This window comes from Novosphingobium sp. PASSN1 (assembly GCF_002278815.1).
On the sequence record NZ_NKIS01000003.1, the window covers coordinates 194,497 to 214,621 of the forward strand.

16 protein-coding genes are annotated in these 20,125 nt (G+C 64.7%); 5 read left to right on the top strand and 11 right to left on the bottom strand.

Annotated elements, in window-relative coordinates; genetic code table 11:
• Positions 1 to 4: 4 nt before the first annotated feature.
• Together CFE35_RS06700 and CFE35_RS06705 are read right to left on the bottom strand one after the other, a co-directional pair.
• Positions 5 to 2,326, bottom strand: coding sequence for an EAL domain-containing protein (locus CFE35_RS06700; RefSeq protein ID WP_292929277.1), 2,322 nt, complete (start codon positions 2,324 to 2,326; stop codon positions 5 to 7).
• Positions 2,323 to 2,928 (bottom strand): methylamine utilization protein, encoded by a 606-nt coding sequence (locus CFE35_RS06705; protein WP_292929279.1) that lies wholly within the window; start codon positions 2,926 to 2,928, stop codon positions 2,323 to 2,325. Before CFE35_RS06705 ends, CFE35_RS06700 begins: the two co-directional genes overlap by 4 nt.
• Before the next feature lie 185 nt (positions 2,929 to 3,113).
• On the opposite strand from CFE35_RS06705, the gene CFE35_RS06710 reads away from it, so the two are divergent.
• Positions 3,114 to 3,944: a DUF3034 family protein gene (locus tag CFE35_RS06710; protein ID WP_292929281.1), complete on the top strand. Its 831-nt coding sequence runs from the start codon at positions 3,114 to 3,116 to the stop codon at positions 3,942 to 3,944.
• A complete protein-coding gene (locus CFE35_RS06715; protein WP_292929283.1) occupies positions 3,944 to 4,549 on the top strand; it encodes a group 1 truncated hemoglobin in 606 nt (201 codons plus the stop codon). The genes CFE35_RS06710 and CFE35_RS06715 overlap by 1 nt, the downstream gene beginning before the upstream one ends.
• 10 nt (positions 4,550 to 4,559) lie before the next feature.
• Here CFE35_RS06715 and CFE35_RS06720 read toward each other — a convergent pair whose 3' ends face one another.
• The 5 genes from CFE35_RS06720 to CFE35_RS06740 form a co-directional block, all read right to left on the bottom strand.
• A complete protein-coding gene (locus CFE35_RS06720) occupies positions 4,560 to 5,162 on the bottom strand; it encodes a TetR/AcrR family transcriptional regulator (RefSeq protein ID WP_292929285.1) in 603 nt (200 codons plus the stop codon).
• A gap of 56 nt (positions 5,163 to 5,218) precedes the next feature.
• Positions 5,219 to 5,623 (bottom strand): DUF6379 domain-containing protein, encoded by a 405-nt coding sequence (locus tag CFE35_RS06725; RefSeq protein ID WP_292929287.1) that lies wholly within the window; start codon positions 5,621 to 5,623, stop codon positions 5,219 to 5,221.
• 27 nt (positions 5,624 to 5,650) lie between these two features.
• A complete protein-coding gene (locus CFE35_RS06730; protein WP_292929289.1) occupies positions 5,651 to 6,556 on the bottom strand; it encodes a TIM barrel protein in 906 nt (301 codons plus the stop codon).
• 97 nt (positions 6,557 to 6,653) lie between these two features.
• The gene (locus tag CFE35_RS06735) at positions 6,654 to 8,045 is read right to left on the bottom strand and encodes a M24 family metallopeptidase (RefSeq protein ID WP_292929291.1); all 1,392 of its coding nucleotides are present in this window, start codon (positions 8,043 to 8,045) and stop codon (positions 6,654 to 6,656) included.
• An 82-nt stretch (positions 8,046 to 8,127) separates the two neighbouring features.
• The gene (locus CFE35_RS06740) at positions 8,128 to 8,967 is read right to left on the bottom strand and encodes a helix-turn-helix domain-containing protein (protein ID WP_292929293.1); all 840 of its coding nucleotides are present in this window, start codon (positions 8,965 to 8,967) and stop codon (positions 8,128 to 8,130) included.
• Between the two features lie 111 nt (positions 8,968 to 9,078).
• Between CFE35_RS06740 and pobA the strand changes: the two genes are divergently transcribed.
• Both pobA and CFE35_RS06750 read left to right on the top strand, forming a co-directional pair.
• Positions 9,079 to 10,248, top strand: coding sequence for a 4-hydroxybenzoate 3-monooxygenase (gene pobA, locus CFE35_RS06745; RefSeq protein WP_292929880.1), 1,170 nt, complete (start codon positions 9,079 to 9,081; stop codon positions 10,246 to 10,248).
• Positions 10,249 to 10,340: 92 nt separating this feature from the next.
• On the top strand, positions 10,341 to 11,012 hold the full coding sequence (locus CFE35_RS06750) for a response regulator transcription factor (protein ID WP_292929295.1): 672 nt from the start codon (positions 10,341 to 10,343) through the stop codon (positions 11,010 to 11,012).
• A gap of 78 nt (positions 11,013 to 11,090) precedes the next feature.
• Here CFE35_RS06750 and CFE35_RS06755 read toward each other — a convergent pair whose 3' ends face one another.
• Positions 11,091 to 13,526, bottom strand: coding sequence for a TonB-dependent receptor (locus CFE35_RS06755; RefSeq protein ID WP_292929297.1), 2,436 nt, complete (start codon positions 13,524 to 13,526; stop codon positions 11,091 to 11,093).
• A 190-nt stretch (positions 13,527 to 13,716) separates the two neighbouring features.
• A complete protein-coding gene (locus CFE35_RS06760) occupies positions 13,717 to 15,303 on the bottom strand; it encodes a sulfotransferase (protein WP_292929299.1) in 1,587 nt (528 codons plus the stop codon).
• A 74-nt stretch (positions 15,304 to 15,377) separates the two neighbouring features.
• On the opposite strand from CFE35_RS06760, the gene CFE35_RS06765 reads away from it, so the two are divergent.
• On the top strand, positions 15,378 to 16,952 hold the full coding sequence (locus tag CFE35_RS06765; protein WP_292929301.1) for an amino acid permease: 1,575 nt from the start codon (positions 15,378 to 15,380) through the stop codon (positions 16,950 to 16,952).
• A 152-nt stretch (positions 16,953 to 17,104) separates the two neighbouring features.
• Here CFE35_RS06765 and CFE35_RS06770 read toward each other — a convergent pair whose 3' ends face one another.
• Entirely contained in the window at positions 17,105 to 18,721 is a 1,617-nt protein-coding gene (locus tag CFE35_RS06770) for an NAD(P)/FAD-dependent oxidoreductase (RefSeq protein WP_292929303.1), read from the bottom strand.
• 152 nt (positions 18,722 to 18,873) lie between these two features.
• Entirely contained in the window at positions 18,874 to 20,070 is a 1,197-nt protein-coding gene (locus CFE35_RS06775; RefSeq protein WP_292929305.1) for an aromatic ring-hydroxylating dioxygenase subunit alpha, read from the bottom strand.
• Between the last annotated feature and the right edge of the window lie 55 nt (positions 20,071 to 20,125).

Sequence of the window (20,125 nt, forward strand, 5' to 3'; positions counted from 1 at the left end):
TGCTCTAGGCGCGTTTCGCCTCGCCTTGGTGCAGGCCCAGCAGGGCCGCCACTTCGCGCGCCGGGATCGGGCGGCTGATGAGGTAGCCCTGGATCATGTCGCAGCCTTCGGCGCGCAGCATGTCGGCCTGTGCATCAAGCTCGACCCCTTCGGCGAGGATATCCATGCCGAGCGCGCCGGCCATGGCGGTGATCGCGCGAACGATGGCGCGGGCGCTGGTATCGCCGCACAGATCGCGCACGAAGCTCTGGTCGATCTTGATCTTGTCGAACGGGAAGCTGCGCAGATAGCTGAGCGAGGAATAGCCCGTACCGAAATCATCGAGCGAGACGCGGATGCCAAGGCCGCGCAAGGCGTGGAGCGTGGCGACGGTCTTCTCGACATTGCCGATGAAGATGCTTTCGGTGATTTCGAGTTCGAGCTGCGACGGATCAAGGCCGGATGCCGCGAGCGCGCGGATGACGGCCTGCGCCAGCGCGGGGCTGGCGAACTGGCGCGGTGAGATGTTGACCGCGACCGAGAGATCATCAGGCCACGCCGACGCCTGATGGCAGGCTTCCATCAGCGCCCATTCGCCCAGCGGAATGATCAGGCCGGTTTCTTCGGCGAGCGGGATGAACTCGGCCGGGCTGATGGCCCCGCGCACCGGGTGGTTCCAGCGCATCAGCGCCTCGAACCCCTTCACCCGCTGGTGCGCCATGCTGAACAGCGGCTGGAAATGCAGTTCGAACGCGCCATTGCGCAGTGCCTCGCGCATATCGAGCTCCAGCTGGCGGCGGCGGCTGGCGGCTTCATCGAGCGCGGCTTCGAAGAAGTGGTAGGTGCCCTTCCCTTCGGCCTTGGCGCGGTAGAGCGCGAGATCGGCGTGCTTGAGCAGGGTATCGCAATCCGCGCCGTCCGCCGGGCTGATGGCGACGCCGAAGCTGGCGGAGGCGGCCAGGGTGCGGCCTTCGATCAGGTGATCGCGGTTGAGTGCATCGTTGAGCGCGGAGGCGATGGCAGTGCAATCGGCGCTACGGGAAAGGCCGGTGATCAGCAGGCCGAACTCATCGCCGCCAAAGCGCGCGACCATGGCATCGGGATAGAGATCCTGCAGCAGCTTCGCGATCCGGCGCAGCAGGGCATCTCCCGCAGGATGCCCCATCGTGTCGTTGATGACCTTGAAATCATCGAGATCGATGAAGGCGACGAGCGTACGGTAGTCATCGTTTTGCCGCAGCAGCGCGCGTTCGAGCTTTTCGATGAAGTAGCTGCGATTCGGCATCCCGGTGAGGCCATCGTGCAGCGCGGTGTGGACGATCTGGCGTTCGCGTTCGTCAATCGCATCGACCATCGCGTTGAAGCTGTGCGCGAGCGCCGCCACTTCGCGGTCTCCGCGCACGGGAACGCGGGTCCATTCGCCCTTGGCGATGCGGCGGGCGGCATCGGCCAGCGCGGTCAGCGGGCGGGTGATATCCGCCGCAAGGCGCAGCGCGAGCCACACGCCCAAGAGCGTTCCGGCAATGGCGATGGCGATGAGCAAGAAGCGCGTGCGGGCATAAGCTTCGAGCGCGGCGGCGAGCGGCGAGCGCAGCACGAGGCGCGCTTCGACGCCTTGCTGCAGCGAGGGCAGCGCAGACAGGCGGACGAGCTGATCGCCTTCGGCACTGGGCGCAATGGCGATAATCCCGGGCTGTTCGCGGCGCAGCGCGGGGGCGAGCGCGCTGGCATCGCTGACTTCAGCCCGCATCGGGATGGCCGAAAGCTTACTGAGCGAGGCGATGTCCGGGCCTGAGAGCGGCTGGGCGAGGACGAGCCAACCGGCCAGATCGGGCATTTCGATGGGCGCGGCGACGGCGAGCGCAAGCTTGCCGCCCAAGGCCACAGTGCCGCGATCCCGCCCGGCTTCGAGCGCGGGGAGCAAGGCCGCGCCGGACATGGCTGGCGCGCCCGGCGCCGCGGTGACCGTGCCATCGAGCGCGACAATGGCGGCGACCTCAGCCCCGGTGCGCTGGCCCAGGCTGGCGAGCGCGGAGGCGAGCGTGGCGCTGTCACCCGTGGCGAAGGCTTCGCGGAAGCCGAAATCGCGCGCGACCACGGCGGCGGATTCGCCAAGTTGGGTACTTCTGGAGGCGATGATCTGATCGAACACGCGGGCATTGGCAGCCATGTCGCGCTCTGCCGCCTGCCGCGCCATGAAGCTGAGGCCGGAACTGGCGACGCCAACCGAGACCGCCATGACCGCGATGAGCAGCAGCGCAAACAGCAGCGCCACGCGCGTGCGCAGCGCGAGCGGGGCGCGCAGGCGGGCGCGCAGTTGGGCATGGAGGCGCAATCGCAGGCTCACTTGACTTGCACCACGAGCCGGGCCGCGCCGCTGGCAGGGACGGCAGCTGTGAGCACTTGTTCGCCTTCTGCGCCACGCAGGCGGGGATGCCAGACTTTCACCTTGTAATTGCCCGCCCCAAGGCCGGGGATGCGGGCATAGCCATTGGTATCGCTCTGCCGGGCATAAGCCGATGAAACCACGCGAATATAGCCGCGCATCGTATCATGGATATTGCAGCCGAGCGCGACGGTTCCGGCAATCGCGAACTGCTGCGAGCGGGTCTGATCGCGGCCATAGAGATCGATCTTGAAGCGCGCGGGCTTCGAAAAGCTGTAGATGCTGTGGCGCACGGTATCGAGATTGGGAAACGCGACCGTCGCGCCGACTGGGACGATCAGCGTGCCGGGGGCGAAGGCCTGGTTCTTCTGAGCCATGGCCATGCGCCAAGGGAAGGCAGGCGCAGCGCTGCCGCCGGACTTTTCGACTTCGACCACCGCGCCTTGCAGCGGAAGCCCGCGCGCATCGACGACCTGAAACACCGCTTCGCTGGGGCCGCTCGCCGAAATGGCGGGCAGGCAGCATAGCGCGAGGGCGGTACGGAGCAGGAAAGGGCGGATCAAAAAGGGATTACTTGCGTCGGCCATGAAATCGTTATGACCCGAAGCGGGTTAACATCCTCATAAACACCGGTAGGACAAGCTTTACCCATTCTTTACCATCCTTTGTTAGGGCTCCCGACATGCCCGTTTCTGCCCCGTCTGCGGTGCCGCGCTGCCTGCACCTACATGCCTTTGCCTTAGCGTTGATGCTGGCCATGCCCGCGCGGGCAGAGCCGCTGCTCGATGATGCCAAGCTGCTGCTGACCAATGGTGTGAGCACGGTGGAAGGCGCCAGCGGCGGCGGCCTTGCCACATGGAGCACGATTGCCGGACGCGGGACCGAACGCGCGGTGGGCATCTCGGCGCATGTGACGGGTATCGCACTGCCGGACTACGGCTGGCAGAGCCACGGGCTGGCCGTGGGCATCCACGACCGGGTGGAACTGGCCTATGCGCGCCAAAACTTCGATACGCGCGCCGTGGGGGCTGCGTTGGGGCTGGGGCGCGGATTCCGGTTCAATCAGGACGTTTTTTCGGCCAAAATGCGGCTGGTAGGCGATCTGGTCTATGGGCCAGCGCTGCTGCCCGCGATTGCCGTGGGCGTGCAGCACAAGCGCAGCCTTGATGGCACGATTGTGCGCGCGGTGGGCGCGGCATCGGCCAAGGGCACGGACTATACCGTAAGTGCCAGCAAGCTGCTGCTTTCGCGCAGCATTCTGGTGAATGGGACGGCGCGGTTGACGCGGGCGAACCAGTTCGGCCTGCTCGGTTTTGGCGGCGACAAGCACCGCGGGCGCACGTTGCAGTTCGAAGGATCGCTGGCGTGGCAGGCGTCGCGCCGGCTGGCGCTGGGCGGGGAATTCCGCACGCGGCCCGACAATCTGGGCATCGCGCGCGAGAACGATGCGTTCGACGTGTTTGCGGCCTGGGCGCCAGTCAGGAACCTGACCATGACAGCGGCCTATGTCGATGTCGGTTCGGTGGCGACGTTCAAGGGGCAGCGCGGGGCGCTGCTTTCCGTGCAGGCGGCATTCTGATGGGCGGTACGATGAAACGCATCCGGTTGATGATGGTGGGAACGGCGCTGGTGCTGGGCGCGGCAGGCCTGCACGCGCAGGAAGCACCGCCGGAGCAGGGCATTGATTGGGACAAGGAATTCGGCGTCGCCGAGAAGACCCGCGATCCGGTGACGGGCGAACTTCCGGTCGATCCTTATGTGCAAAGCAATGCCAATGCGGGCGCGGCGCCATTCAAGGGGGATGGCATGGCGCGCGCGTTTGGCGGCAAGGACGGCATCCGCCGCATCGCAGACGCTACGGTGACCCGGAGCGAGGCCGATCCGCGGATCAAGGCGATCTTTGAAAAGCACGACATGGTGCGGCTGCGGCGCACGCTGTTCGAGCAGTTCTGCTATATTCTCAATGCCGGGTGCGATTACACCGGCCGCGCGATGCCCGCCTCGCACAAGGGGCTGGGCACGACGCGCGCCGACCTCAACGCGCTGGTGGAAAACCTGCAGGCAGCGATGCGCGAGAGCCATGTGCCATTTGCGGCGCAGAACCGGTTTCTGGCCAAGCTGGCGCCGATGGACCGCGCAGTGACCGAGCGGGGCGAAAAGCGGCTTTTCCGCAAGCGCTTCTAGGGCGCCCGCCCTAAGGCGCGAGGACAGCAACGATCACGCGTTCGACAATGGCCTCGGCCAGATCAACCGTGGCCGGCGTCGACGGGCCGGAGCGGATGACGCCCTTGCGGCGCATCGAGGCGAACCCATAGATCGCCGACCAGAACGTGAGCGTGCGCACGTCGGCGGCTTCTTCGACAAGACCGGGCATGGCGCGGACGATTTCCGCGCGCAGCGCTTCGTGGCCGATCTGCTGGAAGGCGAGCAATTCCGTGTCGAGCGCGGGACTGGTCAGCTCGCTTTCGTACATCAGATCAACGAGGTGGGGGTTTTCCTCGGCAAAGCGGATGAACACCGTGCCCAGCGCGCGCAGTTTGGCGGCGGGATCAGCTTCGGTGTCGGCGACGGCCTGCGAAAGCGCCAGCATTTCGCGGAAGCCCTCCCCCGCCAGCGCCAGCAGGAAGGCCCGGCGATCGGGGAAATGGTGATAGGGCGCGCCGGGCGAAACGCCGACTTGCTGCGCCAGCGTGCGCATCGACAGGCCAAGGTGTCCGTTCGCCTCGACATAGGCGCGCCCGGCCTTGAGCAGATCGCCCCTGAGGTCTTCCTTGTGGTAGGGCTTCTTGCCGGACATGCGCGCTCCCGTTGGATGCCCGCTGCCCTAGCCCCCAATACGCCGCGTTGCCAGCCTCAGGCCATGCAGATCGTCGCCATGCGGGCCTCGTGCATCGGGAACACGTGCACATCGGGCGGGAAGTAGGAATAGCGGATGCGCGCGAGCACTTCGACCTTGTGGACGCCGGGGGTGAGGCCGCCGGGCTTGGTCACGAGGATTTCAGCCCATTCGGTGAGGCCCCAGCGCGCCTCGGTTTCCTCGCGCATTTCGGCAAGGGTATAGACTTCGTCGCGGATGCCGAGCCGGTTGTCCTCAAAGGGGAAGACTTCGCCATCGACGGTGACGGTGAAGCCATCGAGCTGCGAGAGGCGGGTGCCGTGATAATTGGGAATGCGGATGCGCACCGCGAAGCCTTCGCGCGCGCCGACAGGACCGAAATTGCGGAAGCCGGTGCTTTGGATGAGCTGGTGTTCGAGCATGATGGTGTGTCCGGGTGATGGGGAAGATCAGGCGAGCAGGCCGGCTGCGTATTCGGCTTCGAGCTTGCGCAGGAGGACCTGCTGGCGGCGGACCTGATCGATCGCGCGCCAGGGGCTGCGCAGGCCTTCGTATTCGCTGGAAAGCCAGCCCGAATAGCCAGAGCGCAGGATTGCCGACATGACTGGACGCCACGGGATGTTGAGATCCTCGAGGTTGTCGTCGATATCGTGGAACTTGGCCTGAATGAACACGACATATTGCGCGATATCGAGGAACTGTTCGGGCGGGACCTTGATGCCGTTCAAGAAGGCCATGTGTTCGCGCATTCCATCGTTGATCTGGTGCGAGCCCCAGTGCGTGAGCGGGCGATCCTGAAAGATGCCGGTATCGATCATCAGGCCGAAGTTCTTCGTGCCCGTGCGCTCGATGAAGTCGATGTAGCCATCGGTGACGCGGTGCCGGATCGGCGTGGGGGAATGGATTTCCGGGCAAATCACGATACCGAGCTGGTGGGCGAGATCGAGATTGCGCTCGACATAGCCCTGCCACTGGGGATCGGGATCAAGCTCGTGCGAGGTGACGCCGAACTTGGGGCGATAGAACTTGAAACCGAGGCGATGGGCGAGGCGCAGATCGCGCGCGAGATCGGCGGCGCCTTCCTCGACCGTGAGATTGCGCGCAAGGGTTACACGGGTATCGACCCAGCCGCACATGTTGGTCGGCTCAAGCTTGTAGCGATCGACGAGGCCGAACCACCTGTCGAGCCATGCCGAGGACGGTTCGGGATAGCCTTCGACCTGGCCTTCACCGAGGATCTCGATCCCAGTCGCGCCAGTATCGGCGATATGATCGAACGCGTCTTCCAGCGTCATCACCGAGCCGTAATCGTTGACGTAGCTGTAGACCGAGACGCCGTATTGCAAAGAACCCATGGCCGCCGAAATCCCGTTGCCGCGCGGGATGGCGCGGTCTCCTGCCGGACTATCTAAACGGTGATTAAATGAACCGCAAGGCAAACCTTGCTGCGTGTCAGGGGGCGGACGGGATCAGCGTGAGGCTCGTCTTGCGGCCATCGATCCAGCGCACCGCCTTGCCATCGAAGAAGGCGTTCTCCTCGGCGCGAAAATCGACCTTCTGTCCGCCCCATTCGGGCACGGCGGCATAAGTCGTCAGTTCGATCGACCAGGCGGTGTTGGCGCGGATGGGGGCATTCCCGCGCGGATCGGCGTTCTGGTTGTCCCAGAAGCCGATGGACGGCCCCGCGCCGTGGCCGTGAAAGCCGATGGGGTGCGAGTAGATCGAAGGATCAAGCCCGGCGGCCTTGGCTTCGGCGCGGGCGAGCGCGAGCGCTTCGTTGCCGCTGCGGCCCACAGCGAACTGGCGCAGAAGAATGTCCTGCAGGCGGTTCGTGTTGGCAACGCCCTGCCTCAGGCCCGCGGGGGCATCGCTCTCACCCGGCCTCAGGACATAGGCGAGGTGCTGGGTATCGGTGTTGAGGCGCAAGTACGTGATGCCGAAATCGGTCCACAGCAGATCGCCGGGCTGGATCACTTCAGGGCCTTCGAGCATGCCCTTGGCACCCTTCCGCTGGATGGCGATGGAAGGGTGGAACCACGCATCGAGGCCAAGCTGGAGCAGCCGGTCCCGATACCACCACTGCACTTGCTCTGCCGTGGTGACGCCCGGCGTTATGACCTTGCGCGAGAACGCTTCGGCAATAACGGCGTGGGCCGTGCGCATGATCGCGGGGTAGAGCGCCATTTCAGCTGGCGTGCGGGTTTCGAGCCAGCGGATCGCGAGGCCTTCACCGCTGACCACGCGGCTGCGCAGATCGGCAGGGAGCGCGGCGGCGAACTTGTCGTACTGGCTGACGGTCATCCCATCGGCGAACTGGTGGAGATCGGACACGTTGATCGCAATCTTTGCAGGATTGCGCGCGGCGACGAGATCGGCGGCGGCCTGCCACTGGTCGGGCTGCTTGGCAGGATCCCACGCAGGCTGGAACAGGCCGCCGAGCCCGTAGCGGCTGACGGTGAGCCGTTCGACCGGTTTGCCCGCGCCCGGATCGTGGAAAATAAGGATCGTGCGGCGGCGGGCGTGCATGTTTTCCGCATCGAGCATCGTGGCGACGACCGGTTCCTCGAAATACTCGCGTGCGACGAGCAGCCAGAGATCGATGCCTTCGGCGCGCATGATCGCAGGGATCACGGTATCGAGCCGCTCCGCCAGCAGGCGGTTTTCGGTTTCCGCGCGTTCGCGTGCCGAAAGCAGCGCGGGCAGCGCAGGGGCGGCCTGTTCGGTCTCGCTCAGGCCTGTCGGCGCTTCAGCCGGAGCGCTGGCGGCAGCGGCGGGCGCGATCAGGGCAAACGCGAGGGCCGAGGCCAGCGCTGCGGCGGCGACCTTGCGGGGGGTTTTGGGCATCGGGGTTCCGGTGATTGCGGGTCTGGCGGCAGACTGGCGGTTTGCGACGCGGGGATCAAGCGCCGGTTACCTGGTGCTGCCCCTAGCGTTCCTCGCCTGGACGCTTGCCGGTCATGCGCAAGTAGAAGCGCGAGAAGTAGGACGGGTCTTCAAAGCCGAGTTCGGCGGCGACCTGGGTGGCGGTTGCATTGGTATAGCGCAGCAGGCGCTGGGCTTCGAGCCTGAGGCGGCGGTGGATGAGGTCCATCGGCGAACAGCCGAGCTGTGCGGCAGTGAGGCGCGAGAGGGTGCGGCGGGTGAGGCCCAGCGCACCCGCATAGAAATCGAGATCGCGGTGCTGGCGGTAGTGCAGTTCGACGAGCTGGCGGAAGCGGGTGAGGCGCGGGTCATCGCGCGGGGCGGCCCCCTCCCCTGCGCCATCGCGGCCAATGGTGCGGATCAGGCTTTCGGCGAGGGCGAGGAACAGCGGATCCTGCTGCTGCCATTCCTGCTGAAGCCCCAGCATTTCGCGCGCAAGCCACAGCGCGCGGGCCGACGCTGCGGGCGAAAGCTGCGCAATGCCGCCGCGCGCGAGGATCGCGAGGAGCGGATCGGCGGCTCCGGCGGCGCGTGTGGAAAAGTCTGTCGACAACGTGAGGACAAAGCCGCGCGTGCCCTGACGGAAGCGGAAGCCGTGGACGGCGGCGGCAGGAACGATCACCCGCCCCGGACCTTCAAGGCCGACGCTTGCCCCTTCAAGGGTGACGCTGGCATGTCCTTCCTCTACCAGCAGGACTTGCACGAAATGATCATGCCGGTGGACGCCGATTTCCCAATCGTGGAGCGCGCTGCGCTCGGCAATCGTTTCGATATGGGCAAAGCCGCCGGGCACCAGCGCCTGACCTTCACCATAGAGCGCATAGCGGGGAATTGCCTCAGCCATGTCCCGAAAGTACCATCCGTTTGTCCTGTCCCTGCCTTCCCTCCAATCCGTGCCCCTGTCAAATGACGAAACATGACACGCCCCGGTGCGGGCGATGCGGGAGACAGGATCATGCACACCCAGGTTGCCATCATCGGCGCAGGACCAGCGGGACTTTTGCTCGGCCATCTGCTCAAGGCCGAAGGCATCGATTGCGTGGTGATCGAGCGGCAGACGCCGGACTATGTGCTTTCGCGCATTCGCGCCGGGGTGCTGGAACAAGTGACCGTAGGCCTGATGGAGCGGCTGGGGCTGGATGCGCGGCTGAAGGCCGAAGGGCTGGTCGAGGAAGGCTTCAATCTGGCCGACGGCGAACGGCTGATCCGCATCGATGTGGCCAAGTTCACCGGCAAGACTGTGTGGGTCTACGGCCAGACCGAGATTACGCGCGACCTGATGGACGCCGCGCCCGGGCGCGGGCTTGAGGTGATCTACGGCGCGGAGGACGTGGCGCTGCACGATATCGAAAGCCAGACGCCTTCGGTGACGTTTCGCCGCGACGGCCGCGAGGAGCGCATTTCGGCGCGCTTCATCGCCGGGTGCGACGGGTTCCACGGGCCTTCGCGCAAGGCGATCCCGGCGGCGGTGGGCCGCGAGTACGAGCGGGTCTATCCGTTCGGCTGGCTGGGCATTCTGGCCGATGTGCCGCCCTGCCATCACGAACTGATCTATGCCAACCACGAACGCGGCTTCGCGCTGGCCTCGATGCGCAGCCACACGCGCAGCCGCTATTACATCGACGTGCCGTTGACCGAGAAGATCGAGGACTGGAGCGACGACCGCCTGTGGGACGAGCTGGCCGTGCGGCTGGGGCCGGAAGCGGCGGCGAACATGACGCGAGGGCCCGCCATTGAAAAGTCCATCGCGCCGCTGCGCTCCTATGTGTTCGAACCGATGCGGCATGGCAGCCTGCTGCTCTGCGGCGATTCGGCGCATATCGTGCCGCCAACGGGGGCCAAGGGCCTCAATCTGGCGGCGAGCGATGTGCATTACGCCGCCGAGGCGCTTTGTGGATACTTCAAGCGGGCGGACAACGATGCCGTGGCCGGATATTCGGCGCGTGCCCTTGCCCGGGTGTGGAAGTGCGAGCGATTCAGCTGGTCGCTGACCAAGCTGATGCACCGTTTCCCGGATGACGGCCCGTTTGAACGCGCGATGCAGGTGGCCGAGCTGGACTATATCGCCACGAGCGATGCGGCGCAGGCGAGCATTGCCGAGAACTACGTGGGGCTGCCCGTCTAGAGCACTGTCACATCGTCACGGAGCCGTCTCACTAAGGCGACAAAGGATCCGGGAAGGGCCTCACGTGCCCGCTCCTATGGAAACCGGTTGCGATGCGGCAAATCGACATTCTCCTCACCGATGGGCTCGCCGGGGGCCGGGACAGCTTTGTCCACGGCGACCTCATCGTTATGTTTCACGACTGGAACGGGTCTGCGCCGCTGCCGCTGCTCGATGGCCGGGCATGGGCGTTTATCGGCTGGGTGCTGCCCGAGTTTTCGGGGCTTGAGCTGTGCCGCCGGTTGCGCTGCGATTCGCAGACTGAAAGCGCGCATATCACGATGGTGCTGGAAGAGGACGACGCCGACGCCAAGCGCCGGGCGCTGCGGGCCGGAGCGGACGACTATATCGTAGGCCCGCTAGACCGCGCGGCAGTGCTGGACCGGGTGCTTTCCGTGCAATTGCCCGAACGCGAAAGCATGGCGCGCGCGCTGCGGCTGGGCGAGCTGTCGCTTGATCTGACAGCGCTGCAGGCACGCTGGCAGGGCAAGGCTATCCCGCTGATGCCCAACGAACTGCGCCTGCTGCGCTATCTGATGGAGCAGCCGGGGCAAGTGTTCAGCCGCACGCAGCTGATTGCCGCGCTGGGCAAGAAGGAGCAGCCGATCGACGAGCGGACGGTGGACGCTTGGGTCAGCCGCCTGCGCCGCGCGCTGCGCGAGGCAGGCGCGGGCCAGCCGCTGCGCACGGTGCGTTCGCTGGGGTATGTTCTCGATCGGCCGTGAAGGCTGCTCCTCAGCCGATACAAGAAGGGCGGCGTTCCACAGGAACACCGCCCGATCTGGCCTCAATGCATCAACGTGTCAGAACTTCGCACCGGTCCGCAGACCGATCGTGCGCGGCGCTGTCGGGAAGATATAGGGCCGATCCGTGCAGGCGCCGCACGAGACCGAACGCGAAAGCTGGCCGCGCACATCAAAGATGTTGCTTGCGAACAGCTCGACCGAATAGTTGGTCCAATCACTACCGATCGCCAGATTGACCGTGCCGAACGCAGGCAGCCTGCCTTGCCGCGCGGCAAAGGCCACGCGCAGATCGGACGACGCTTCGGACTGGTAGGCGAAGTTGAACTGACCATAGACTTTGGCTGCGCCGACGGGTGCGGTGTAGCGGGCGGTGCCTGCCATCTTGAGCTGCGGCGTGATCGGCAGACGCGTGCCAGCCGGTGCCTGCACATCGGCTCCGGTGCAATTGACGCCCTGCTCTACAGTGCGGCACAGATTGTTGCGCGTTTTCGCATCGGTGTAGGCCGCTGCGATGTTGATGTTCAGACGTTCCAGCTGGAACGTGGCATCCACATCGAACCCGCGAATACGCGCATTCGGGCCGTTGGTGATCACAGTGAAGCTGTTTGGCCCCAGATAGCTGAACTGGAAGTTCTTCCATTCCTGCTGATAGAGCGCGGCATTGAGCCGCATGGCGCCAAGCTTTACCTTCGCGCCCAGTTCATAGTTGACCAGATAGTCCGGCTTGTAATCACCGAAATCCCCGCGGCGGTTGTTGCCGCCGGGGCGGAAGCCGCGCGACGCCGTGGCATAGAACAGCAGGCCCTGCTGCGGCTTCCACGTACCGTTGAAACGCCAGGTCACGCCATCACCCTTGGCGCGCACGGGATTGACCTCACCATTGGCGAAAGTGCCAAGGTTGGTGCACGGGCCGCCTGCGACCTCGGGGGGTAGCAGCGTGGTATCGGCCTGCCCGGCAAGCTGGGCTTCGCGCAGCCGGACGCCCGACTGGGTGAAGCACCCGGCGACGCCGGTGCGGGTTGAACCTACGCCGTTGGGCGGATTGGCATTGTCCGCACCCTGAACAAACGCCGGATCACGGCCAAAGCCGAAGAAACCGACCAGCGAGTTGTCATACTTGAACAGGCGGCCGCCTGCCGTCAGCGTCAAGGTAGACGCAATATCCCAGCTCAGTTCGCCGAATGCTGCGTAGTTCTTGTCAACCCGGTGCTGCTGGGTGAGCCAGAGCGTGCCCGCACGGCCATTGACCGACAGCAGCGGCGCGAGCCCGGCCACCTGATAGTCCTGCTCGATGTCGTTTGACTGGAACTGATAGAAGGCACCTGCCACCAGCCGCACAGGCTGATCGGCGGGCGAGGCCACACGCAGTTCCTGGCTGAACATCTTGAAGTGATCGCCGCCGATCACCTTCTGGCGGGAATCGATAGTCTTGCCGGCAGCATCCTGGAAATACAGGTATCCGGCGACACCGCCCGACGCGGCATAGATCGAATCGTAAGCTTCCGCGTAATCGGTGTAATCGCTTGACGAAGAAGTCTTGCGATCAAGATAGGCGGTGGCCGAAGTCAGATCCCAGCTGCCGATCTTGCCCTCGATCGTCAGCGCGCCCTGCCAGAAGCGATCGTTGCGGAAATCGGGGAAGAAGCGCTGCACCTGCAGATCGCCCACGCTGGGATCGAAGCTGTAGATGCCGTGGCTCTTGGTTTCCTGGATCATGGCCGAGGGCGTGACGGTCCAGTTGTCATCAAGATCAACTTTCAGCGCCGCGCGGCCGCCATAGACGTCGGTGTCGTTGAAGTTGTTTTTAACGAGCGCCGCGTTGTTCACGCAAATGCCGCCGGGCGTGGGCAGGAAGCAGCGCGTACCGGCCACGTTGTCGATGTAGCCGGCATCCTTGCGGTAGAAGCCGACTACGCGGACCGCAGCGCGCGGGGACAGCGGGATATTGACCATGCCTTCGATATTGCCGCCCTGGCCGCCTTTTTCGACCGTGTTGATCTGCGAATCGACCGAAGCGGAAAAGCCGGTGGCATCGGGCTTGTTGGTGATGATGCGGATCGTACCCGCCTCGGAGCTTGCACCATACAGCGTGCCCTGCGGCCCGGCGAGGCTTTCGATCCGCGCAATATCATAGACGTGCACATCGAGGTTGCCGCCGATGGTCGTGACCGGCTGTTCATCAAGATAGACGCCGACCGAAGGCTGCGAACCCGAATGGTTGCCATCCCCGCCCGAGGCGACCCCGCGCATGTAGATCACGTTGGTACCCGGCGTACCGGCCGATTGCGAGACGATGGAGGGCAGCTGCTGGGTGTAGCTGTTGAAGTTCGTGACATTGAGCTGATCAAGCTTGGCGCTGGTGAGCGCCTGGATCGCGATCGGCACGTTCTGCAGATTTTCGCTGCGCTTCTGGGCGGTTACGATGATCTCCGAACCGTCGGACGAGGCCGAGAGGTCTGCCCCGGATTGCGGTGCCTGCTGCGCAAGGGCCACCGGTGCGGCAAGCGCCGTGGTTAGAAACAGAACACTCCGAGAAAAGCGGTTATGCGCCTTCACCATCTCAACGTCTCACTTTGCTGAACACCTGTTAATACCGGCCGTGGTCCGGAAGCCGAGAAAATTCAAGGCCGATCCCGCCGCTCCCACGCAAAGCCTGGCACCTCGTGGCCAAATTACAACGCTGTCACATCCATTTTGGCGGTGCCTCGGGATAAGCGGCCAGCACATCGCCCAGCGCCGCTTTCAGCGGATCGAGCCAGGGTTCGAAGGCCTTCCAGCTTTGCGTCCCTTCGCGGTAGATCGGGCGGCGGACCTGTTCGGAGCTTGGCGTGCGAACAGCGCGCTCCGTTTCGTGGAAGGCGAGGCAGGCCGGTTCGAACGGCAGGCCGCAATGATCGAGCAGCGCGCGCACTTCGGCTTCGGTGTCCTCCACCATGCGTTCGTAGATCACGCGGTGAACGTATCCTGGAAGCACGCGGTCCACATGCGCCATGAGGCGGACATAGTCGCTATAATAGGCCCCAAGGTCTTGCAGCGAATAAGTAAACCCCTGGCCCCGCGCGAAATGCTGCTTGAAATTGGAAAAACAGCACGAAAGCGGATGGCGGCGCGCGTCGATGATCTTGGCGTTCGGCAAGATCAGCCGGATGAACGGCACGTGCATCCAGTTATTAGGCAGCTTGTCGATGAACAGGGGCCGCGGTGTGCGGCGCTGCACGCGCGTGCGCTCAAGATATTGCGCGCCCAGATCATGCAAGGCTTGCGGATCGAGCGCGGCAAGGCTGGCCGGATACCCCTCTACCGAGCGCGCCAGCAGGGCGATATCGGGCAGTTCGCTGGTGCCTTCGATCTGGCTGTGGCTGGCGAGGATCTGCTCCACCAGCGTTGAACCGGCGCGCGGCATTCCGAGCACGAAAATCGGATCGGGCGCGGGGCAGCCGGCCTTCGAAACCCGCGCAAACAGGTCAGGCGTGGCGGCGGCAATCGTGCGATCAACCGCTGCGGTGGTATCCTCCGCCTTGTAGGGCAGGCGCTTTCTGCGCAAACCATTGCCAGCCGCATAATGCGCAAAAGCCGTCCTAGCGTCAGCCCGATCTTCGTGCGCCTTGCCCAGCGCGAAATCGAGGTGCCAGCGGTCCTCGGGCGTGGTCCCCTCGCTCGCCAATGCGGCCTGCATTGCGGCAATGTCCTCATCCGAAAACGTCACGGTCTTGAGATTGGCGAGGCTCCACCACACCTCCCCCAGTCCGGGCTGGATTTCGAGCGCGCGGCGATAGGCAGCGATGCCCTCGGCCAGCCGGCCCACGGTCTTGAGCATATGGCCATAGCTCATCCAGACCTTGGGCTGATGCGGCGCATCCTTCAGCACTTGCGCATAAAGCGCCAGCGCCTCGTCGAACTCGCCGATGCGGCCATAAGCGGCGGCTTGAAGATTGAGAGTTCCCGCGTTGTCCGGATCTTCCGCCGTCACGCGCGCCAGCTCCTCCAACGCCTCGCTCGCGCGGTTCGTACGGTAAAGAACGAGCGCGAGATTGGCGCGCGCGGGCGTGAAATCGGGCGCGAGTTCGATGGCGCGGCGCAGCAGGTTTTCCGCATCGGTATAACGCCCGATGCGGCCCGCCAGTTCGGCGAACAGGCGGATCGCACGCACATCGAACGGATTTTCCTTGAGCAGCGCGCGCAGCAAGGGTTCGGCCTCGTGCAGCACGTTGGCGTTCATCGCCATGGCGGCGCGAACGAGGCGGGGATCGTAGGAAACAGCAGTTGTCATCGCGCCAGCAACAAACACGGTGACGCGGCGCGATCAAGCGCTAGTCTGGGCAGCAGACAATAATGGGTGGGTAGATGAGCAAGCAGCCGCGCGGCCTCAATTTCTGGATGGTGCTGGCGCTGTGCGTGGGCAACATGGTCGGCAGCGGCATCTATCTGCTGCCCGCCACCCTGGCCCCCTTGGGCACCAACCAGCTGATCGGCTGGATGGTGACGATTGCCGGGGCGACCTGCCTTGCGGCGAGTTTTGCGCGGATGGGCGCGCGGCTGCCATACTCCGGCGGGCCATATGCCTATGCGCAGGCAGCGTTCGGTCCGTTTGCGGGCTTTGCGACCGCGTGGAGCTATTGGGTCATGCTCTGGGCGGGCAATGGCGCGATTGCCGTGGCGGTGGTCAGCAACCTCAGCCTCGTCATGCCATGGATCAGCAAGACGCCCGGCCTGCCCGCCATTCTGGCCGTGGCCTGCGTGTGGGGCATGACCTTGCTCAACATCCGGGGCGTGCGCGCGGCGGGGGCGTTTTCGGTGGTGACGACGGCGCTCAAGCTCCTGCCGCTGGTGCTGCTGATCGGCCTTGCGCTGTGGTTTGCCGCGAACGCCGCGCCGCGTGTCGCGCCCGCTGCGGTCTCCATCGCGCCAGGCGCGATTGCGGCGGCGGCGGGGCTGACGTTCTGGGGCTTCCTCGGGCTGGAATCCGCAACCGTGCCCGCCGGGAAGGTGGAGAACGCCGCGCGGGTCGTGCCGCTCGCCACGATCATCGGCGTGCTGCTGACGGGCGCAGTCTATTTCGGGATCAGCGTGGCGTTCTGGGCCTATATGCCTGCCAGCGAGGCGGCGGCCTCCCCTGCCCCGGTGGCGGATTTTCTGGGGCGGACGTTCGGCGGGAACATGGCCTCTGTCGTCGCGGTGTTCGCCGCGATCAGCGCGTTCGGCACATTGAACGGCTTCATCCTGCTGCAGGGCGAGATGCCGCAGGCGATGGCGCGCGGCGGGGTGTTTCCGCAGTGGTTCGCAGGCGATGGCGCGCGTGGAACGCCGGTGCGCGCGCATGTGGTGTCCTCACTGCTGCTGAGCGCGGTGACGCTGCTCAACTATGGGCGGGGCATGGGCGATCTGTTTGCATTCATCGCCTCGGTCAGCCTCGCGGCGGGAATGCTGGCCTATTTCATGAGCATGATGGCCGCCATTCGCCTGCTGCCTGAAGAACGCGGGCTGATCCTGCTGGCGCTGGGCGGCGCGGCGTTCATCGGCTGGGCGACATGGGGGCTCGGCGCGAGCGCGGTGGGCTATGGCGCGGGCCTGGTGCTGGCCGGGGTGCCGGTTTACCTCGCGGTGCGGCGGGGGCAAGCGGCCGTTAAGGAACAGCCAATCTATGTGGAAGCCAATGTTTCGAGCCTAGTTGCGGACATAATCAACGACCTTACCAGCCCACCGACCGACGCTGAACGAAAGGCGGGTTGGAATAGAGAGCGCAAGGCAAAGTGGCTACATTGGTTCGAAGAGTTGCAAGAGAATTTGAAGAATGATCAGCCCACACCGCCCGGCTGGGGCATCCTTCGCGCGATGAATTTTGAGGGAGTCGACCCTAGCGAATTGGCATCTAAAGCTAGCCGTATTGGTCAAATGCTCGACGCTCGCAAACAGGAATAGACGGCACCTACCCCTCCACCACCCGCTGCGCGGGCGGTCCCCCTCCCCGTTTGGGCTTCGCCAGAACAGGGAGGATCAAGCAGGTCCTCCCCATTTTGCGAGAGCACAAACGGGGAGGTGTCGGTCCGCAGGGCTGACGGAGGGGTTCTTCTTCACCGCCCCCGGTGCAGCACTTTCCACAATGTCCCGCGATCGCGGATGATTTCCGCCGCCGCGTTGTGGCCCGGTGCCCCGGTCACGCCGCCGCCGGGGTGGGTGCCGCTGCCGCACATGTAGAGGCCCTTGATCGGCGAGCGATAATCGCCGTGGCCCAGCACCGGGCGCGCAGCCCAGAGCTGATCGAGGCCCATGGTGCCGTGGAAGATATCGCCGCCGATGAGGCCGAACTTGCGTTCGAGATCGAGCGGTGAGTGGATCTGCCGCGCGATGACCGCCTTCTTGAAGTTGGGCGCATGATCGTTGACCGTGTCGATGATGAGGTCCGCCACCTTCTCGCGCACGTCGTCCCAGCTCTGGCCGTCCTTCAGCTCGGGCGCGAACTGCTGGCAGAACAGGCTGGCGACATGCTGGCCCGGAGGGGCGAGGCTGTCGTCGATCGTGGTGGGCAACTTGATCTCGATGATCGGCTTCTTCGACCAGCCGAACTGCTGCGCATCGATGAAGGCCTGGTCCATATAGTCCATGCCCGGCGCGATGATGATGCCCGCGGTGTGGTGTTCGGCCTTTTCCTTGCCGGGCAGCACGGTGAAATCGGGGAGTTCCGAGAGCGCAACGTTCATGCGGAACGTGCCCGAGCCGGTCTTGTAGTTCTTGATGCGGCGGTTGAAATCGGCGTCCAGATCGCTGCTGTCGACCAGTTGGCGATAGAGCAGCGCGGGGCCGACGTTGGCGGCAATGGTGGGGGCATAAAGCTCCTCGCCGCTTTCGAGCTTCACGCCCGCGGCCTTGCCGTTGTTCACCAGCACCTTGGCGACGGGCGCTTCGAGGCTGATTTCCACGCCTTCTTCGGCGCAGGCGCGGGCCATGGCCTGCGTGATCGCGCCCATGCCGCCGACCGAGTGGCCCCACGCGCCGAACTTGCCGTTCACTTCGCCGAACACGTGGTGGAGCAGGACGTAAGCCGAGCCGGGGGTGGAGACGCCCGCGTAATTGCCGACGACGGCATCGAAGCCGAACGCGGTCTTCACGTAGTCGTTCTCGAACCAGCCATCGAGGAAATCGCGCGCGGACTTGGTGAAGATGTCGAGCAGATCGCGCTGCACATCGAGGTCAAGCCCCGCAATCGGCCAGCCCTGCTGCGCGGCAGAGAGCAGCGAACGCACGCCGCCGCCGACATTGGGCGGGGTCTTGAGCGCGATATCGCGCAGCACTTGCGCGACCTTTTCAAGCGCGGCGTCATAGTGCGGATAGGCCTCGGCATCCTTCTTCGAGAAGCGCGCGAATTCGGCTTCGGTGCGGCCGGGCCCGCCACCGAGCTTCAGGTAGTCGTTCTCGAACGGGAAGAAGTTGCTGATCGTGCGCTCGATGATGCGAAAGCCGCGTTCGTGCAGCTTCATGTCCGCGATCACCTTGGGGCGCAGCAGGCTGACGGTGTAGCTCGCGGTGGAGTTACGGAAGCCGGGCGCAAACTCCTCGGTCACGCAGGCGCCGCCGACGATATCGCGCCGTTCGAGCACGCGGACCTTCATGCCGGCGCGGGCGAGATAGAAGGCGCAAGTGAGGCCGTTGTGGCCGCCGCCGATGATGATCGCGTCGTAACGGTTCGACATTGGATTTCTTCCCTTGGTGTTCTGTATCTTGCTCTCTCCCCTTGAGGGGAGAGATACGCAGGCTTGCGAGCTTGCTCGCTAGCCGGAGTTGAGAGGGGAGCGCGGCGTTTGTGCCCCTCTCCCCAACCCTCTCCCCTGAAGGGGAGAGGGCTTTAGGTCTTGCTCCATCCCGCAGGCGGGGCCTTGTGCAGCCTCGCCTGCGGCGTCAGCGCGCGGATCTTGCGGGCAAAGCTGCGCAGGCAGACCTCGCTTTTGCCAATCGGGCCAGCGCCGTAGGTGTCAGACTTCATGCCCTGCTGCACCCGCTCGATCAGCCAGGTGTCTTCCTTGTTGACCACGCGGTTGATCCGCCAGTTGGCATAGCGCACCAGCTTCATCGTGCGGCGCTGGTCTTCGGGCAGAGTATCGTCCGGCAGCGCATAGGCCACTTCGCGCAGCAGGCAGGAAGTGGGGCTGATCGGCAGCCACTGCATGAAATCGATCTGGTCCGCGTAGATATCGAAGGCAATGTTCGGCCAGAGCTTGAAATAGAGCCAGCGACGGCGGTTGTCCTCCGGCAGTTCCTCCACATTGGGCAGGTGCGCCTGATAGAAGCGTTCCCAGAAATTGGCCGAGGGCTTGTCGACGAGATCGCCCTTCAGGCGGTCGACCCAGTCGTCAGCCTGAATTTCATAGGACTTGGCGAAGATGCGGGTGAGGCCATCATGCGCCACCGGGATGTGGAGGTTGTCGGAATAATTGTCGCCGACGTTCTTCCAGTTCACATCGCGCGGGCGCAGGCGGATCGCGCCCATCGGCTGCATGTCCTCGAACCGGTAGGGCGCGATTTCCGCTTCGTGCGGGGCCATCATCTCGCCGGGCGTGGGGAACACGCCGGGCTTGAGGCACACGAACACGAAGCCGCGCCACACTTCGAGCGCGACGGGGACGAGGCCGTTTTCTTCCAGCTTCAGCGCGGGATAGTCGCTCTTCATGGGAACGCCGGTGAGGCGGCCGTCGGTCTCGTAAACCCAGGCGTGATAGGGGCAGACCAGCTTTTTCGCGCAGCCTGCACTGCCTTCGACCAGCCGCATCGCGCGGTGGCGGCAGACATTGGCGAAGGCGCGCACCTCGCCGTCATCACCGCGCATCACGATCACGCTTTCGCCGATATAATCAATCGTGCGCCAATCGCCCGGCTTCGGGATTTCGTTCACGTGGCACACGATCTGCCACGAAGGGCGGATCACCCGCTCCATCTCCACCACGTGGTTTTCGGGATCGGTGTAGAGCCAGCCGGGGAGGCTCCAGTCCGCATCGGGATCATGCTCGGTGCTGGCGAGCGCGGCGAAGGCTGTCTGATCGCCCACGGGGTCGAATCTCCAAGGTGAAAAATGCTTGTTGGACGATCGTACAACAACGGCT

Excerpts from the sequence above, each read along its gene's own strand:
- CFE35_RS06740 (WP_292929293.1), bottom strand. The coding sequence starts at position 8,967 with ATGGCTGAGGCAATTCCCCGCTATGCGCTCTATGGTGAAGGTCAGGCG.
- CFE35_RS06750 (WP_292929295.1), top strand. The coding sequence starts at position 10,341 with ATGCGGCAAATCGACATTCTCCTCACCGATGGGCTCGCCGGGGGCCGG.
- CFE35_RS06710 (WP_292929281.1), top strand. The coding sequence starts at position 3,114 with ATGCTGGCCATGCCCGCGCGGGCAGAGCCGCTGCTCGATGATGCCAAG.
- CFE35_RS06735 (WP_292929291.1), bottom strand. The coding sequence starts at position 8,045 with ATGCCCAAAACCCCCCGCAAGGTCGCCGCCGCAGCGCTGGCCTCGGCC.
- CFE35_RS06760 (WP_292929299.1), bottom strand. The coding sequence starts at position 15,303 with ATGACAACTGCTGTTTCCTACGATCCCCGCCTCGTTCGCGCCGCCATG.
- CFE35_RS06715 (WP_292929283.1), top strand. The coding sequence starts at position 3,944 with ATGGGCGGTACGATGAAACGCATCCGGTTGATGATGGTGGGAACGGCG.
- pobA (WP_292929880.1), top strand. The coding sequence starts at position 9,079 with ATGCACACCCAGGTTGCCATCATCGGCGCAGGACCAGCGGGACTTTTG.
- CFE35_RS06765 (WP_292929301.1), top strand. The coding sequence starts at position 15,378 with ATGAGCAAGCAGCCGCGCGGCCTCAATTTCTGGATGGTGCTGGCGCTG.
- CFE35_RS06720 (WP_292929285.1), bottom strand. The coding sequence starts at position 5,162 with ATGTCCGGCAAGAAGCCCTACCACAAGGAAGACCTCAGGGGCGATCTG.
- CFE35_RS06725 (WP_292929287.1), bottom strand. The coding sequence starts at position 5,623 with ATGCTCGAACACCAGCTCATCCAAAGCACCGGCTTCCGCAATTTCGGT.
- CFE35_RS06730 (WP_292929289.1), bottom strand. The coding sequence starts at position 6,556 with ATGGGTTCTTTGCAATACGGCGTCTCGGTCTACAGCTACGTCAACGAT.
- CFE35_RS06770 (WP_292929303.1), bottom strand. The coding sequence starts at position 18,721 with ATGTCGAACCGTTACGACGCGATCATCATCGGCGGCGGCCACAACGGC.